The 14,625-nt window shown below is 43.6% G+C and carries 12 protein-coding genes; 8 read left to right on the forward strand and 4 right to left on the reverse strand.

Annotated elements, in window-relative coordinates; genetic code table 11:
- Window positions 1-92: 92 nt before the first annotated feature.
- From AC1DV1_RS05215 to AC1DV1_RS05230, 4 genes are all read left to right on the forward strand, one after another.
- On the forward strand, window positions 93-1,439 hold the full coding sequence (locus AC1DV1_RS05215) for a TolC family protein (protein ID WP_477356259.1): 1,347 nt from the start codon (window positions 93-95) through the stop codon (window positions 1,437-1,439).
- Window positions 1,440-1,493: 54 nt separating this feature from the next.
- Window positions 1,494-2,672 (forward strand): efflux RND transporter periplasmic adaptor subunit, encoded by a 1,179-nt coding sequence (locus tag AC1DV1_RS05220; protein WP_477356261.1) that lies wholly within the window; start codon window positions 1,494-1,496, stop codon window positions 2,670-2,672.
- A 68-nt stretch (window positions 2,673-2,740) separates the two neighbouring features.
- Window positions 2,741-5,920, forward strand: coding sequence for an efflux RND transporter permease subunit (locus AC1DV1_RS05225; RefSeq protein WP_477356264.1), 3,180 nt, complete (start codon window positions 2,741-2,743; stop codon window positions 5,918-5,920).
- Window positions 5,921-6,342: 422 nt separating this feature from the next.
- Window positions 6,343-6,915 carry a hypothetical protein gene (locus AC1DV1_RS05230; RefSeq protein ID WP_477356266.1) on the forward strand — a complete coding sequence of 191 codons (573 nt, stop codon included), beginning with the start codon at window positions 6,343-6,345 and terminating at the stop codon, window positions 6,913-6,915.
- A gap of 157 nt (window positions 6,916-7,072) precedes the next feature.
- Here the strand turns inward: AC1DV1_RS05230 and AC1DV1_RS05235 are convergent, their stop codons facing one another.
- The gene (locus tag AC1DV1_RS05235; RefSeq protein WP_477356268.1) at window positions 7,073-8,266 is read right to left on the reverse strand and encodes a pyridoxal phosphate-dependent aminotransferase; all 1,194 of its coding nucleotides are present in this window, start codon (window positions 8,264-8,266) and stop codon (window positions 7,073-7,075) included.
- 90 nt (window positions 8,267-8,356) lie between these two features.
- Between AC1DV1_RS05235 and AC1DV1_RS05240 the strand changes: the two genes are divergently transcribed.
- The 4 genes from AC1DV1_RS05240 to AC1DV1_RS05255 are packed head-to-tail and all read left to right on the forward strand — an operon-like array spanning window position 8,357 to window position 11,658.
- Window positions 8,357-9,331: a cation diffusion facilitator family transporter gene (locus AC1DV1_RS05240; protein WP_477356270.1), complete on the forward strand. Its 975-nt coding sequence runs from the start codon at window positions 8,357-8,359 to the stop codon at window positions 9,329-9,331.
- A complete protein-coding gene (locus AC1DV1_RS05245; protein ID WP_477356272.1) occupies window positions 9,331-9,774 on the forward strand; it encodes an NUDIX domain-containing protein in 444 nt (147 codons plus the stop codon). The genes AC1DV1_RS05240 and AC1DV1_RS05245 overlap by 1 nt, the downstream gene beginning before the upstream one ends.
- Window positions 9,771-11,036 carry an adenosylmethionine--8-amino-7-oxononanoate transaminase gene (gene bioA / locus AC1DV1_RS05250; protein ID WP_477356274.1) on the forward strand — a complete coding sequence of 422 codons (1,266 nt, stop codon included), beginning with the start codon at window positions 9,771-9,773 and terminating at the stop codon, window positions 11,034-11,036. The genes AC1DV1_RS05245 and bioA overlap by 4 nt, the downstream gene beginning before the upstream one ends.
- A 1-nt stretch (window position 11,037) precedes the next feature.
- Complete coding sequence (locus tag AC1DV1_RS05255; protein WP_477356276.1) at window positions 11,038-11,658, forward strand: hypothetical protein; 621 nt, start codon at window positions 11,038-11,040, stop codon at window positions 11,656-11,658.
- A 37-nt stretch (window positions 11,659-11,695) separates the two neighbouring features.
- Here the strand turns inward: AC1DV1_RS05255 and AC1DV1_RS05260 are convergent, their stop codons facing one another.
- The 3 genes from AC1DV1_RS05260 to AC1DV1_RS05270 form a co-directional block, all read right to left on the reverse strand.
- Window positions 11,696-11,860 (reverse strand): hypothetical protein, encoded by a 165-nt coding sequence (locus tag AC1DV1_RS05260; RefSeq protein WP_477356278.1) that lies wholly within the window; start codon window positions 11,858-11,860, stop codon window positions 11,696-11,698.
- Between the two features lie 152 nt (window positions 11,861-12,012).
- Entirely contained in the window at window positions 12,013-13,893 is a 1,881-nt protein-coding gene (locus AC1DV1_RS05265) for an LTA synthase family protein (protein ID WP_477356280.1), read from the reverse strand.
- A 67-nt stretch (window positions 13,894-13,960) separates the two neighbouring features.
- Window positions 13,961-14,605 carry a DUF4412 domain-containing protein gene (locus AC1DV1_RS05270; RefSeq protein ID WP_477356282.1) on the reverse strand — a complete coding sequence of 215 codons (645 nt, stop codon included), beginning with the start codon at window positions 14,603-14,605 and terminating at the stop codon, window positions 13,961-13,963.
- Between the last annotated feature and the right edge of the window lie 20 nt (window positions 14,606-14,625).

Below are 14,625 nucleotides of genomic sequence, written 5' to 3' on the forward strand. Positions count from 1 at the left end.
TATTCGCACATTCCCTATATAATTTAAACTAAAACTAAGTGCAGCTGCATTTGTAGTTTAGGTCGGCGACCATTGACATCTATTTCCTCTGTATGAAAAAACTAAAGTACTTATCCCTCTTAACGATAGTCAATTTAACATTAATTTTACATTCGCAATCTTTCGCGCAAACAGGTGCTGATACAATTACCGGGCCAGTTACGTTAAAGCAGGCTGTTGATTACGCGTTGCGCAACCAGCCGGCTGTAAGGCAGGCTTCTATTGATGAGCAGATTAACGAACGTGATATCAGGATCGGCTTATCGGGATGGCTGCCCCAGGTAAATTCATCGGGCCTTTATAATTACTATTTTAAAGGACAGCCGCAGGCGGGTTCGTCAGGAGCCAACATTCCGTCAAACGCGGGCAGTATCCGTAACCTGTCAACCCTGGGTGTTACCGCATCGCAGGTTATTTATAATAATGATGTGCTGCTGGCTTCAAAGGCGTCAAAATATTCGCGGGAGTACTATAAGGATAACACGCTAAGCAGCCAGATAAATGTGGTAACAGATGTAAGCAAGGCTTTTTTTGATGTGCTGTTGTCGCAAAAACAACTGGATATTACCAATGAAGATATTACCAGGCTGCAACGGAGTTTAAAGGATGCTACCAACCGATACCAGGCAGGCGTATCTGATAAAACAGATTTTAAACAGGCAACCATCGCCCTTAATAATTCAATCGCCACCCGTAAATCGACCGAGGAGTCTATCAAAAGTAAAACTGCTTATTTAAAACAAATTATGGGTGTAGCCGGGCCCAATACACTTACGCTGGCTTATGATTCATCGCGCTATGAGCAAGAGGCTGCCATTGATACCAACCAGGTGCTTGATGTAAATAACCGTATTGAGTACCGGTTGCTGCAAGCCAGTAAAGCGCTGAAGATTTTAAATGTTGATTATTACCATTATGGCTTTTTGCCTTCGCTATCGGCGGTGGGTAGTTATAATTATGCCTACTTTAACCACAATTTTAGCCCGCTGTATAGTAATGCCTACCCCACAGGTTATGTAGGCTTAACATTAAACCTGCCCATTTTTCAGGGCGGTAAGCGACTTCAGAATTTAAGCAAGGCGCGTTTACAGGTTGAACGTACCGACCTTGATATTGTAAATACCAAAAACAGCCTTTATACCGAGTATATACAAGCCCTTGCCGGTTACAAAAGCAATTTTACCGGCTATAAACTGGTGCGCGAAAATGTTGACCTTGCAAAAGATGTATATAAAATAGTAAGCCTGCAATACCGCGAAGGTGTTAAAACTTACCTTGATGTTATTGTAGCGCAATCGGACCTGCGGACGGCTGAGCTGAATTATTATAACGCGCTGTTCCAACTGCTGGCCAGCAAAATTGATCTGCAAAAAGCATTAGGCACATTGCCCGTACAATAAATAAGATTAGCACTCAGGATATAAAAAAAACACTCAAACGAACAAATCACTATAATGAAGAACAGATATATATATTGGTTAGCCCCTGCAGCATTATTGGTATGGGCATCATGCGGCAAACAGGATAAAAAAGGCGCGGCCGCCCCGCCGCCAACGCCGGTTTCAATTGCCGATGCCACAGTTGGTAACGCTACCTATTATGATAGCTACCAGGGAACGGTTATATCCATTAATACCGTTGAACTGCGCAGCCAGGTACCAGGGTTTGTAACCGGTATATTTTTTAAAGAAGGCGATATTGTTGAAAAAGGAAAAGTGCTTTATGAAATTGATAAGCGTAAATATGAAGCAGCTTACCAGCAGGCTGCAGCCAATGTATTGAGTGCGCAGGCCAACCTTACCAAAGCACAAAAAGATGTTGACCGTTACAACATGTTGTTGAAAAACGATGCTATTGCACGGCAGACTGTAGACCAGGCCGTTGCAGCTTATGAAACCAACAAAAGTTCGGTTGCAGTGGCCAAAGCAGGCCTTGCATCGGCAGCCACCGATCTATCGTACGCTACCATACGTGCACCATTTACAGGCCGTATCGGCATATCGCAGGTGAGGTTAGGAGCGCAGGTGGCCATTGGTACAACGCTGATGAACACCATATCGGCCGAGCACCCAATTGGGGTGGACGTGGTAATTAACGAGCAGGATATTAACCGTTTTTATGGCCTGCAAAAATCAAGCAGCGATACCACATTTAAATTACAGTTACCCGATGGCACAACTTATAATAAAACTGGTAAAGTTTTAGCTATTGACAGGGGAGTAAGCAGCGGTACTGGTAGTATAAAAGTAAGGATCCAGTTCCCGAACGAAGATGATGTGCTGAAGGATGGTATGAGCTGTGTTTTACAGGTACTTAACAGTCAATCGGGCAAGCGGGTGCAAATACCTAATAAAGCGGTTACCGAGCAAATGGGCGAGTTTTTTGTTTTTGTAACCCGGGATACCACGGTTAAAGATACCGGCGCCGATAAAACCGTAAAAGACAGGCGCGATACTATTGCCAAACAAATAAAAGTAAAGCTTGGCCCACGTGTAAATACCAGTATTGTTGTAATGGATGGCATTAAAGCCGGGGATAAAGTGGTAACCGATGGTTTCCAGCGCTTGCGCGATGGCGGCAGGATTACCCTTGGCGCAGGTGGCCCGCCGGCTGGTGCAGCCCCCAAAAAATAGTATGAACAGATAAGGAAAGATTTAAGCGATTGGCAGGATAACACCTGCGAAACTTAATAATAAAAAGAATGATTGCAGATACTTTTATAAAACGACCGGTTACCGCGATAGTGATCTCATTAGTGATTGTTATTGTAGGTTTACTGTCAATGAGCAGCCTGCCTATTGGGCAATATCCTGATATAACGCCGCCCACGGTTTCGGTGACAGGTACTTACACCGGTGCCGATGCCCTCACTGTTGAGCAAACTGTTGCAACCCCTGTAGAGGTTCAGGTAAATGGTGTGCCCGGCATGACCTACCTGCAAAGCAACAGCAGCAGCAACGGCCAGATGAGCATGACCGTTAACTTTGATGTAGGTACTGATATTAATATTGCAGCGCTTGATGTGCAAAACCGGGTGGGCATTGCAACGCCTACTTTACCACAGGAGGTACAGCGCCTTGGCCTTGTGGTACGTAAACGTAACCCCAGTATATTAATGCTGGTGGCCATGTTTTCGCCAAAGGGAAGTCATGATGTTACTTTTACCGATAACTATACCAACGTTTTTATAAAGGACGCTATATTGCGTACCAAAGGCGTGGGCGACGTAGTTACCCGTGCCGATGATTTCAGTATGCGCATCTGGCTCAATCCCGATAAGCTTGCAGCCCTCGGGATGACAGCTGCCGATGTTACTGCTGCCCTGGCCGAGCAAAACGCCCAGGTTGCCCCCGGAACCGTTGGTGCAACACCGCAACAAAAAGCCCAAACCTTTGAATACTCGGTGCTGGTTAAAGGTCGTTTGAGCAAACCTGAAGAATTTGGGAATGTAATAATTAAAACAGTGCCCAGTACCGGCGCCATTGTTCATTTAAAGGATGTGGCACGTATTGAACTGGGTAAGTTTAACTACTCGGGTAATTCGTTTGTTGATGGCAAAAGGGCATCATACCTGCTGGTTTACCAGGCGCCAAACAGCAACTCGCTGGAGACTGCCGAGAATGTGTATGCCACCATGAACGAGCTTAAAAAAAGCTTCCCTGCCGATATTGATTACGTAGTACCGTTTGAAGCAGTTACCGTGGTAAAGGTATCTGTAAGCGAAGTGGTTGATACCTTGCTTATTGCTTTGGGGCTGGTTATTGTGGTGGTATTTTTATTCCTGCAAAACTGGCGCTCAACGCTCATCCCGGTTCTGGCAATTCCTGTATCTATTATAGGTACGTTCATTTTCTTTATACCGTTGCACTTCACTATCAATACCCTAACCCTCTTTGGGTTTGTACTGGCCATCGGTATTGTGGTTGATGATGCCATTGTGGTGGTTGAGGCTGTGCAGCATTATATGGACGAGGAGGGGATGACGCCAACAGAGGCTACCAAACACGCCATGGCCGATATATCGGCACCGGTAATTGCCATCGCGTTGATCCTGGCGGCTGTATTTGTGCCGGTGGGCTTTGTACCCGGCATTGTAGGGCGGCTTTACCAGCAATTTGCCATCACTATAGCTATATCGGTACTGATATCGGCTTTTGTGGCGCTTTCATTAACACCGGCTTTGTGTACGCTGTTGCTTCGTCCGCATAAAATAGATAATAAATCAAAAGGGCTTAATAAATTCTTCTTTGTATTTAATGAATGGTTTACCCGCGTAACGGGCAAGTACCGCAACACGGTTGATAAGGGTATCAAAAACTCCAAATTTGTTATTATTATACTGGTATGTATTATTGTTGGCGCGGTGTGGCTTTTTCACAGCAAACCATCAGGCTTTATACCGCTGGAAGATGATGGCCGTGTTTATATTACGTATGACCTGCCCGAAGCATCGTCAACCGTACGTACTGTTGATGTACTGCACCAGATGATGAAAACGTTAGACAGCGTTCCCGAGATAGCGCACTACGCCGCTCTGGGAGGCTTAAACGCTATTAGTTTTGCCAGTAAGGCCAATAGTGCAACCATGTTTGTGCAGCTTAAACCCTGGGACGAGCGTAAAGAAAAATCGCAGCAAATTACGGCCCTTGTTGGTAAGCTAACCAAAAAACTGGCACGGTTTAAAGAAGCCAACGTAATTGTTATTCAACCGCCTGCTATACCAGGTTTGGGCAGCACAGGTGGCTTTTCATTTATCCTTGAAGAAAAACAAGCCGGGGGCGATATCAAAGTGTTTGAAAAAACGCTGAAAACCTTTGTTGGAGAAGTTAACAAACGGCCCGAAATTGCCAGGGCCTTTACCTTTTTTACAGCAAGTACACCTGCTTATCAACTAACTATTGATAGGGAGAAGGCCAAAAAATTAGGCGTATCAATAGCTGATGTTAACAGTGCCCTGCAAACATACCTGGGCAGTACCTATATAAACGATTTTACTATTTACGGGCGAAACTTCAGGGTGCTTGCGCAGGCTGATACTGCGTTTAGGAGCAACATAAGTAATATTGGGCAGTACTTTGTGCGCAACCAGTTTGGCACCATGGTGCCCTTAAGTACCCTTACATCCTACAAGGTTATTGAAAATTCGCCGTTAATTGCCCATTATAACCTGTTCCGCTCGGCCGAAATAAATGGCAGTACCAAACCGGGTTACAGTAGTGGGGATGCTATTACCGCCTTAAAAGAAGTTGCGGCCAAATCATTACCACAAGGTTTTGGATACGAGTTTTCGGGATTAAGCCGCGAGGAACTACTATCCGGATCGAAAACGGTTTACATATTTGCCCTGTCAATCGGGTTTGTATTCCTGTTCCTTGCTGCTTTGTATGAAAGCTGGTCGGTGCCATTCTCGGTACTGCTATCGGTACCATTAGGCGCGTTTGGGGCTATCCTTTTCCTTACTTTCTGGCCCGACCTTACCAACAACGTTTACGCACAGATTGGTTTGATAACGTTGATAGGACTGGCCGCCAAAAACGCCATCCTGATTGTAGAGTTTGCCAAAGAGCGGGTAGATAAGGGCATGAACCTTGAAAAAGCCACGCTTGAGGCTGTGAGGCTAAGGCTAAGGCCAATCATTATGACATCAATGGCCTTTATATTGGGCGTTGTGCCACTGATGATAGCTTCTGGCGCCGGTGCCGAAGCCAGGAAAACCATAGGGTGGACGGTATTTGGAGGGATGTTAACCGCTACATCGTTGGCCATATTTATTGTGCCGGTGTTGTATTACCTGATTACCAAATTGGCTTACGGTAAAGACAAGCTTGCCGAAATGGAAAAAAATTATAAGCCCGAAAAAGGGCACGAGCCACAAGCTTAATTTTTAATAAAATTGTAATAAAACAAAAAAGAGAGGCCGAAAACCTCTCTTTTTTGTTTTTGGCAAGCCGCCAAATTAATTATCGGGTGGCGCTTTTTATACCATTTTAGTTTAAACCAAACAGAATTTCTTCATTTGAATACACTATCGTGAACAGTAGTGTTCCTTTTTTCTGTACATTAATTTGATGTTAATTTAATTATTGAAATTGATATAAAATTGTTGTTTAATGATAAAATAGCGCATTGATAATCAATGTTTAAGCATTTAATTTTTGTAACATACTTGTTATAAATCTCAGGTTTTCATTCGTCATGCCAATCTCACAAGCGTCAAAAATGGCTACAATGGCAAAGTATTTGTAAAAGGGCTATCAACGCGGCCAAATTTTAACCGCAGACTATTTACTAAAAAATACAACTATGAAAACAATGACAAAAATTATAGCCGGTGCTTTTACAGCAGCAGCTATTTTTATCGGATCAAATGTTAATGCTCAAACTACTCCCGCAAACGCACTTCGCTTTGGCGTAGGTGTTGAAGGTTTATTGCCTGTTGGGAATCTTCATGATGGTTCAAATGTAGGTTTGGGTGGTACTGCCCGTTTACAATACGGTGTGAATAACAATGTTGCCTTAACACTAACTTCTGGTTACTATAATTTCTTCGGCAAGTCTTATTCCCAAACTTTTACCGATGCAACGTCAACTACCACTGTTACTGTAAAGGGCAGGTCACTTGGTATTGTACCAGTTAAAGCAGGTATAAAGGCTTTTGTTGCCGATGGTTTTTATTTCTCAGGTGAAGCAGGTGCCGGTTTCGAAACTCATGAGCCTATTGCAGGTGAGCATAAAGATACCAAACTTATCCTTGCTCCGGGTTTAGGTTATGCAACCAAATCATGGGATATAGGTGCACGTTACGAAAACTTCTCTGGCCAGGGTAATAACTACGGCACAGTAGGGTTACGTATAGCTTATGGGTTTGGATTATAATATTCCGAAACACTAATGAACAGGAAAGCCCCTCGTCGTGATGATGAGGGGCTTTCTTGTTTGTCGTCTGAACTCGAATTAAACGAATTAATAGAATTTATTGAATTTTTATTCAAATTCTGATAATTTTTTAATTCGATAAATTCCGGTTCAGAATTTAAACCAGTTTCCCCAAGGCTTCTTTAATCCTTTTTACCGCTTCAATCAACTTATCTTCGGCCGCGGCGTATGATAAACGGATAGCAGTAGGATCGCCGAACGAATCGCCGCCAACGGTGGCAACATGGGCTTCTTCTAAAAGATAAATACTCAGTTCATCAGCATCTTTAATGGTTCTGCCATTGTAGCTCTTACCAAAGAATGAAGTTACTTCGGGGAAGAAATAAAACGCACCATCGGGCAGGTTTACTTTTAGTCCTTCAATTTCGCTCAATAACTTGTATACTATGTCGCGGCGCTTTTTAAATGCGGACCGCATTTCCAGTACGGTTTCTAATCCGCCTTCGTAAGCGGCAACACCGGCACGTTGGGTGATTGAACAGGTACCAGAGGTTATTTGTCCCTGCATTTTATCGCAGGCAATAGCTATCTCTTTATTTGATGCAGTGTAACCAATTCTCCAACCAGTCATGGCAAACGCTTTCGACCAGCCGTTGATGATGATCACACGGTCTTTAATGTAATCAAACTGCGCTATTGATTCATGTTTATCAACGTAGTTGATGTGCTCATAAATCTCATCGCTTAAAATGTATACATGCGGGTGTTTTTCAAATACCTTTGCCAAACCTTCCAGTTCATCTTTACTGTAAACGCTGCCTGTTGGGTTACAAGGCGACGAAAACATAAATAATTTGGTTTTGGGAGTAATAGCGGCTTCTAATTGCTCAGGGGTAATTTTAAAGTTTTGCTCAACGGTAGTGTTTATAAAAACGCTTACACCTTCGGCAAGTTTAACCACCTCGCTGTACGATACCCAGTAAGGGGTAGGGATAATTACTTCTTCGCCCGGGTTAACCAAACATAATACCGCGTTGGCGATGGCTTGTTTAGCTCCTGTCGAAACCACAATCTGGCTAAAATCATAATCAAGGTTGTTCTCATTCTTTAGCTTGGCAACAACAGCCTTACGCAGTTCAGGATAGCCCGCTACCGGAGTATAGTAGGTAAAGTTTTTATCCATGGCCTGCTTGGCAGCTTCTTTGATGTGTTCTGGTGTATGAAAATCAGGCTCGCCAAAGCTCAAACTGATCACATCCACGCCTTTTGCGGCAAGTTCACGGCCCAATTTGGCCATTTTAATTGTTGCTGATTCGGACAGATTATTTATCCGGTTACTTAATGCGCTCATATAAATTATGTTATCGCGGCAAATATAGAAAATAACTTTACTGCTACTTACGCTTGTTATTTATAAATTTGCGGCCTAATAAAGATTGTTTTGAAGGAACAAAAAAGGATCATATTAATTTCGCTGATTACGGGTATAGTGTTAATGATGGCGAAATTCGGGGCTTACTTTTTAACCGGTTCCAATTTTGTATTAAGCGATGCCGCCGAAAGTATCGTTAATGTAATAGCCAGCTCCTTCGCTTTCTTTAGTATATACCTTGCTGCACAGCCACGCGACGAAAATCACCCCTACGGGCATGGCAAGGTAGAGTACTTTTCGGTATTTATCGAAGGATCGCTTATAGGCATTGCCGGACTCATCATTATCGGAAAATCGGTTTATAGTTTAATTCATCCCGAAAATATTCATGATTTGCTCACCGGCGCGGTTATTATTGGCGCAACCGGCGCTGTTAACGGCGCTTTGGGTTATTATATGATCCATAAGGGGAAAGTATTACGGTCAATAACGCTTGATGCAGACGGGCATCATTTAATAGCCGATATGGTAACCAGCATTGGCCTGGTGGCTGGTTTACTATTGATCCACTTTGTGGGCCTGGTATGGCTTGATAGTGCTTTATCTATACTGGTAGCCTTGTATTTAATTTATAGCGCCTACAAGCTGGTACGCCGCTCTGTAGGCGGACTGATGGACGAGGCCGACATTGATGTAGTTAATGAAGTGATAAAGGTATTAAGCGATAAGCGCCGCGATGCCTGGATTGATGTGCATAACCTGCGTGCTCAAAAATATGGTCATGAACTGCATATTGACTGCCACCTGACACTACCCAGCTATTTTGATTTGACCACGGTGCATAACGAGGTATCGCTGGTTGATAAAATGATTAACCAGGAGGTAGGTATAAAAACCGAATTGTTTATCCATACCGACCCCTGCTTGCCCAATTGCTGCCACTATTGCAGCATGCCCAATTGCCCCATCAGGAGCGAGGCTAAAACAGAAACCATTGAGTGGACGATGGATATTGTAGTACGAAATAAAAAACACTTTGAATAATGGCAGCGTATTTTAATGTAAGGGTTTACGGCCTGTTGCTTAATGATAACGACGAATTGCTGGTAAGCGATGAGCAGGAATATGGGATGCAATTTACCAAGTTCCCCGGTGGCGGCCTTGAATTGGGTGAAGGCCTGCTTGACGGCCTGAAGCGCGAATTCATGGAGGAGTGCAACCTGGATATTGAGATTGTAGGGCATTTTTATACAACCGATTTTTTTGTAAAATCGGCTTTTAACAATTCGCAGGTCATCAGCGTTTACTATCTGGTACGTAGCGTAAGCCCGGTAAATTTAGTTACCAAAACCATAGCCTTTGATTTTGACGGTGAAGGAGAAGTGCTACAGTCATTCAGGTGGATAAACTTAACTGCCCTAAGTATTGCTGATTTTGCATTCCCTACCGATAAACGGGTAGTTGAACTTTTACAGGATGAGCTATGAGCCTTACCGAACGCGACCTTAAAGTAATATGGCACCCCTATACCCAAATGAAAACAGCGGCGCCGCCCGTACCCATAGTAAGGGGAGCAGGCGCTTTGTTGTTTGATGAATCGGGTAAGCAATATATTGATGCTGTATCGTCGTGGTGGGTAAACATTCACGGGCACGCGCATCCGTATATCGCCCAAAAAGTAGCAGAGCAGTTGCAAAAACTGGAGCATGTGATCTTCGCGGGGTTTACCCATGAAGGCGCAGTTGAATTAGCCGAGCGGTTATTGACCCATTTGCCCAACAACCAGCAAAAAGTATTTTACTCCGACAATGGCTCAACCGCCATCGAGGTAGCTATAAAAATGTGCCTTCAATACTGGAATAATAAGGGACATCAGCGTACCAAAATACTGGCTTTAAACAACGCCTATCACGGCGATACCTTTGGTGCCATGGCAGTAAGCGGTCGTAGCGCATTTACCAAAGCCTTTGATAGTTTATTGTTCGAAGTAGAGTTTATTGATACGCCCAACAAAGAAAACATCCAAAGTCTCAAATCTCACATCTCACATCTCAAATCCGAACTGGCTTGTTTTATTTTCGAGCCATTGGTGCAGGGATCTGCGGGCATGCTGATGTACGAGGCCCAATACCTAAATGAATTGATGGCCCACTGCAAACAGGAAGGAGTGCTGATGATTGACGACGAAATTTTCACTGGGTTTGGCCGTACAGGAAAATCATTTGCATGCGATTATCTCGACGTACAGCCCGATATCATGTGCTTTTCAAAAGGCTTAACGGGCGGTACTATGGCATTAGGCTTAACCACCTGTACCCAACACATCTACGATGCCTTTTTATCTGATGATCGTTTGAAAACGCTTTTTCACGGCCATTCTTTTACAGCCAACCCAATAGCCTGCGCATCGGCACTGGCAAGCCTGGATTTGTTTGAACAACCCCAAACAACTGCAAATATCCAGCGGATTGTTAATGCGCATGCATTGTTTGCTGGTAAAATTAAACATCACCCTAAAATAAAAAACGTGAGGCAAACCGGTACCATACTGGCAATGGAGTGGGGAACGGGGGATAATACCTCTTATTTCAGCTCGCTTCGCGATAAATTATACCATTACTTTTTAACTGCCGGTGTTATATTACGCCCCCTGGGCAACGTAATTTACATTTTACCGCCGTATTGCATTACTGATGATGAACTACAGTATGTTTACAGCAAAATAGAGCAGGCATTACAAGAAATATAACATGTTATTAAACAAACTTCTACCACAAATAATAGCCGATAACCAGTTACATTCGCGCTGGCTAAACACGCTGTCGCTGATGGAAAACACCGGGGCCCGCAAAATTTCGGCCAGTGAAGACCCGCTTACTGTGACCTATATTATCCTGAAACATGCTGCCGAAGAGCATCGCCATGCCTTCTACCTCAAAAAACAACTGGAAAAAACAGGAGTGGAGCTGCCAACCTACGCCGTCGAGTACCTGCTGGCCCCCGGTTCAAGTAAATACTATTTAAACCAACTGGATATTGATGTTTGCCGATACCTCAAAAGCGAATTAAACCTTACAGGAGCAGAACTCCGCTTTGCTGCTTACCTGCTGGTAACCTATGCTATTGAAGTTCGTGCCGATGAGCTTTACCCTATCTACCAGTCTGCACTTGACGAAGCAGGCAGCAAGGTAAACGTAAAATCAATCATCCTGGAAGAAGAAGGTCACCTGGAAGAAATGCTTAACCAGCTGCACAAATTCTCGCCCGATTGGGAAAAACACGCCAATAAAGCGGTAGCCTTTGAAACCAAACTGTTTGAAATGTGGGTAGAGCAGCTGGGAGCGGCGCTAAATTCAAAATTCGAAAGTTAAAATTCAAAATTTATTTCTGAACCTGAATTTGTTGAATTTAGGAATGTGCAGAATTTTTTAATTGGTCTGCTGACGAAATCCGCCGTTTTTCATCGAGTATTTTGAATGCGTCTTCAATTGGGATCGAGGGTTCGTTAAGTAATTTCACTTCGTCATATAATCGAATATCTTCCAATTCGTCTAATTCTTCTTCTGTAAGCATATCCAAATTTCGGTTATTAAAAGTCAAAGAGCAAACTAAGAGCGCTATTAATATAGCACGTTTGTTAATCTAAATTCTGCCAATTCTTTAATTCTAAAAATTCTGGTTCAGAAAAAAATCCAGTCAATCCTGTAAAATCCTGAAAATCGTGTTTAATACCTCATATACTCTGTATACACCTCCTGCAAAAAGGCCTTACCGTATAGCAGCACATTATCAGTAGTCTTTGCATCCGCGTTTTTATTGCCCGTATAAACTACCCTGCGGCCTGAGTTATCGTACGATACCACTTGCTGGGGGGTCATAAAGCAAAAGCCGTTGTCCCAGTCAAAAAAAGCAAAATCTTTAGTGGTAGGGTTCAGCAAATCTTTCGACCATTTAAACTGTTGATGGGGCAGCCCCAATTGGGTAAGCAGGGTGGTGGCAATATCGGTTTGCCCGCCCAGTTTGTTAATTTTTTTGCCGCGGTATTCGGGTTTTATTACTTCGCCCAAAAATAGCAACGGGATGTGGTATTTTACGGGGTTATAAGCTTCGGATACATTGCGCGGCAGGCGGTGGCCGTGGTCGGCTACTAAAATAAAGAGGGTGTTTTTATACCATGCCTGCTTTTTGGCTTGTTCAAAATAGGCGTTGAGGCACGAGTCGGTAAAGTAGGCAGTACTTCTGAATTTGTTGGCTGCGTCGCCATCTTTATCTTCCTGTGGGAAGTGCGGCTTGCCCGGCAGTACAAAAGGTTCATGATTGGTTGATGTTTGCAGGTAGGTAAAAAAAGGCTGCTTTTGTTGTTGGGCAAAATCCAGGTGTTTGGCAAAAAGCACATCGTCGTATACGCCCCACTGGGTTTTAACCAGGCTTTTGTCAAAAGCCAGTTCGTCGGTAATATGATCAACCTGGTGGTTTTTCATAAACAGGTCAAAATGCATGTAATTGCTTTTGCCGCCATAAAAATAGGATGTTGGGTACCCCGCAGTTTTAAGCGACGACGATATTGCCGGCAGCTTTTTGTTTTTTAAAGTATCGGCAACAATGGTACGAATGGCCTGCGAAGGGAAGCCGCTCATGATAGATACGATGCCTTTATCGGTCCTGTCGGCGGATGAATAAATATTGTTGAACAGGATGCCGTTTTTGATGAATTTTTCAAAGTTGGAGGCCACGCCTTTATCGCCGCCCAACGATTCAATTACATCGGCGGTATAGCTTTCTATCTGGATAATTACAATGTTTGGCCTGTTGGTGGTAAGTATATTTCTTGTGCTGTCACCATTATAGCTATAAGCTTCCTGCACAAGTTGGGTAGCGCTGCCTGGCTGCATAAACACAAACGGGTTGTACGGGCGGCCAAGGTTTTCAACTACATTGTTAAACAGGTTCCATTCGGTATTAAGGGCTGCCTGGTTGAGGAATTCACGGTCGGAAAAATAGGCTGAATTTTGATCTACGGGTACAGGTTGTAAACCGCCGCGCATCAGCAAAAAGTTGAAGAAAAGGAGCAAAATGATAATTATCGTTTTTAGCCTGGGCTCCACCGCCGGCTTTTCAAATTTAAAGTCAATGATCTTTAATGACAGATATATACCCGAGGCTAATAGCACCAGGCAAATGGTAACCGTGCGGCCCACCGGCGAAGAGCCTGTTGAGGCAAATGCTTCGGATGGCGCATCGTACAGCGATTTAAATACCCTGAACACCACCTTGGTACCCCACTCGCGGAAAATGTTGAAATTGAGACCCGTATTTAGCGAGATAAAAAACAGGCAAACCCAAACATATATTTTAAGCCAGATGGGTTTGATATGCGTATTTGGTATACACCAGTTAACCAGGAAAACCAAAAGGGGGATGGCACTGATGTAGGCTGCTGCCGAAGCATCAAGCCTGAGGCCGTAAAAATAGGTTTGTATGATGTCGCTTAGGCCGGCATCTTTAAGTTTAGGCAGAAAATATAGTTCGAACGCCAGCCGGGTTATTGCGAAGAACAATAACCAGAATAAAAGGAAGCGCACTAAACTGAAAAGGTTTCTTAACATACAGGGGTACAAAAGTAGTACTTTACTGCAATGTTAAGAAACCTTTAGTTAATTGTTAAAGTTTGGCTTATCTGCCGCCGCGCATAGCCTTCAAATCGTCAAGTGTTATCTTTTCAAAATCGGCAGGGATGCCAAATGTACCTGCAGGAACTTTTTGCTCGGTTACACTGGTAACAGTTACCTCGGTTGACTGGCCCTGGCTAAATGATGTATATTGAACCGGGAAGCCGCCAATACCCTGGTAGTACTTAGCTACGCCAGCCAATGGTATTTCAATATCATTGGTGATCCAGATATCGAAAGTTTTGCTGGTTTTTTTATCAGTAGCCACCACTTTTTTACAGTTAAAGCCATTGATAACCTTAGTTTCGGTGCCTGGTGCAAAAGTAAACTGCGGTAAACCAGCCATTGCCTGGTCAATATCATCTGGTGTTGCAACGGCTGCCTTTTTAATATTGGCAACAGGAACATCAACCAAAATAACCATTGATTTAGCGCCGGCATCAGTCAAAATTTTGATGTTGGCGGGGCCGTTCGAAAAAGCAAAGGCGTTTGAATCTGCCCGGAAATAACTTTTGGCATTTATTTGCTGCCCCATCATGGCTGTAGTAAAGTTTACTACGCCTTCGGTGTATTTTTTTTGTGCGCTTGCACTCATTACAGTTGCGGTAAGGGCAAGGCCTAAGGCAACATTTAAAAATTTTATCCTCATTGTTTTAATTTGATTATACC

Source organism: Mucilaginibacter sp. P4_D1, from assembly GCF_056401935.1.

Coding starts and splice junctions, on each gene's coding strand:
- AC1DV1_RS05215 (WP_477356259.1), top strand. CDS start 93: ATGAAAAAACTAAAGTACTTATCCCTCTTAACGATAGTCAATTTAACA.
- AC1DV1_RS05235 (WP_477356268.1), bottom strand. CDS start 8,266: ATGAGCGCATTAAGTAACCGGATAAATAATCTGTCCGAATCAGCAACA.
- AC1DV1_RS05245 (WP_477356272.1), top strand. CDS start 9,331: ATGGCAGCGTATTTTAATGTAAGGGTTTACGGCCTGTTGCTTAATGAT.
- AC1DV1_RS05225 (WP_477356264.1), top strand. CDS start 2,741: ATGATTGCAGATACTTTTATAAAACGACCGGTTACCGCGATAGTGATC.
- AC1DV1_RS05230 (WP_477356266.1), top strand. CDS start 6,343: ATGAAAACAATGACAAAAATTATAGCCGGTGCTTTTACAGCAGCAGCT.
- AC1DV1_RS05260 (WP_477356278.1), bottom strand. CDS start 11,860: ATGCTTACAGAAGAAGAATTAGACGAATTGGAAGATATTCGATTATAT.
- bioA (WP_477356274.1), top strand. CDS start 9,771: ATGAGCCTTACCGAACGCGACCTTAAAGTAATATGGCACCCCTATACC.
- AC1DV1_RS05255 (WP_477356276.1), top strand. CDS start 11,038: ATGTTATTAAACAAACTTCTACCACAAATAATAGCCGATAACCAGTTA.
- AC1DV1_RS05220 (WP_477356261.1), top strand. CDS start 1,494: ATGAAGAACAGATATATATATTGGTTAGCCCCTGCAGCATTATTGGTA.
- AC1DV1_RS05270 (WP_477356282.1), bottom strand. CDS start 14,605: ATGAGGATAAAATTTTTAAATGTTGCCTTAGGCCTTGCCCTTACCGCA.
- AC1DV1_RS05265 (WP_477356280.1), bottom strand. CDS start 13,893: ATGTTAAGAAACCTTTTCAGTTTAGTGCGCTTCCTTTTATTCTGGTTA.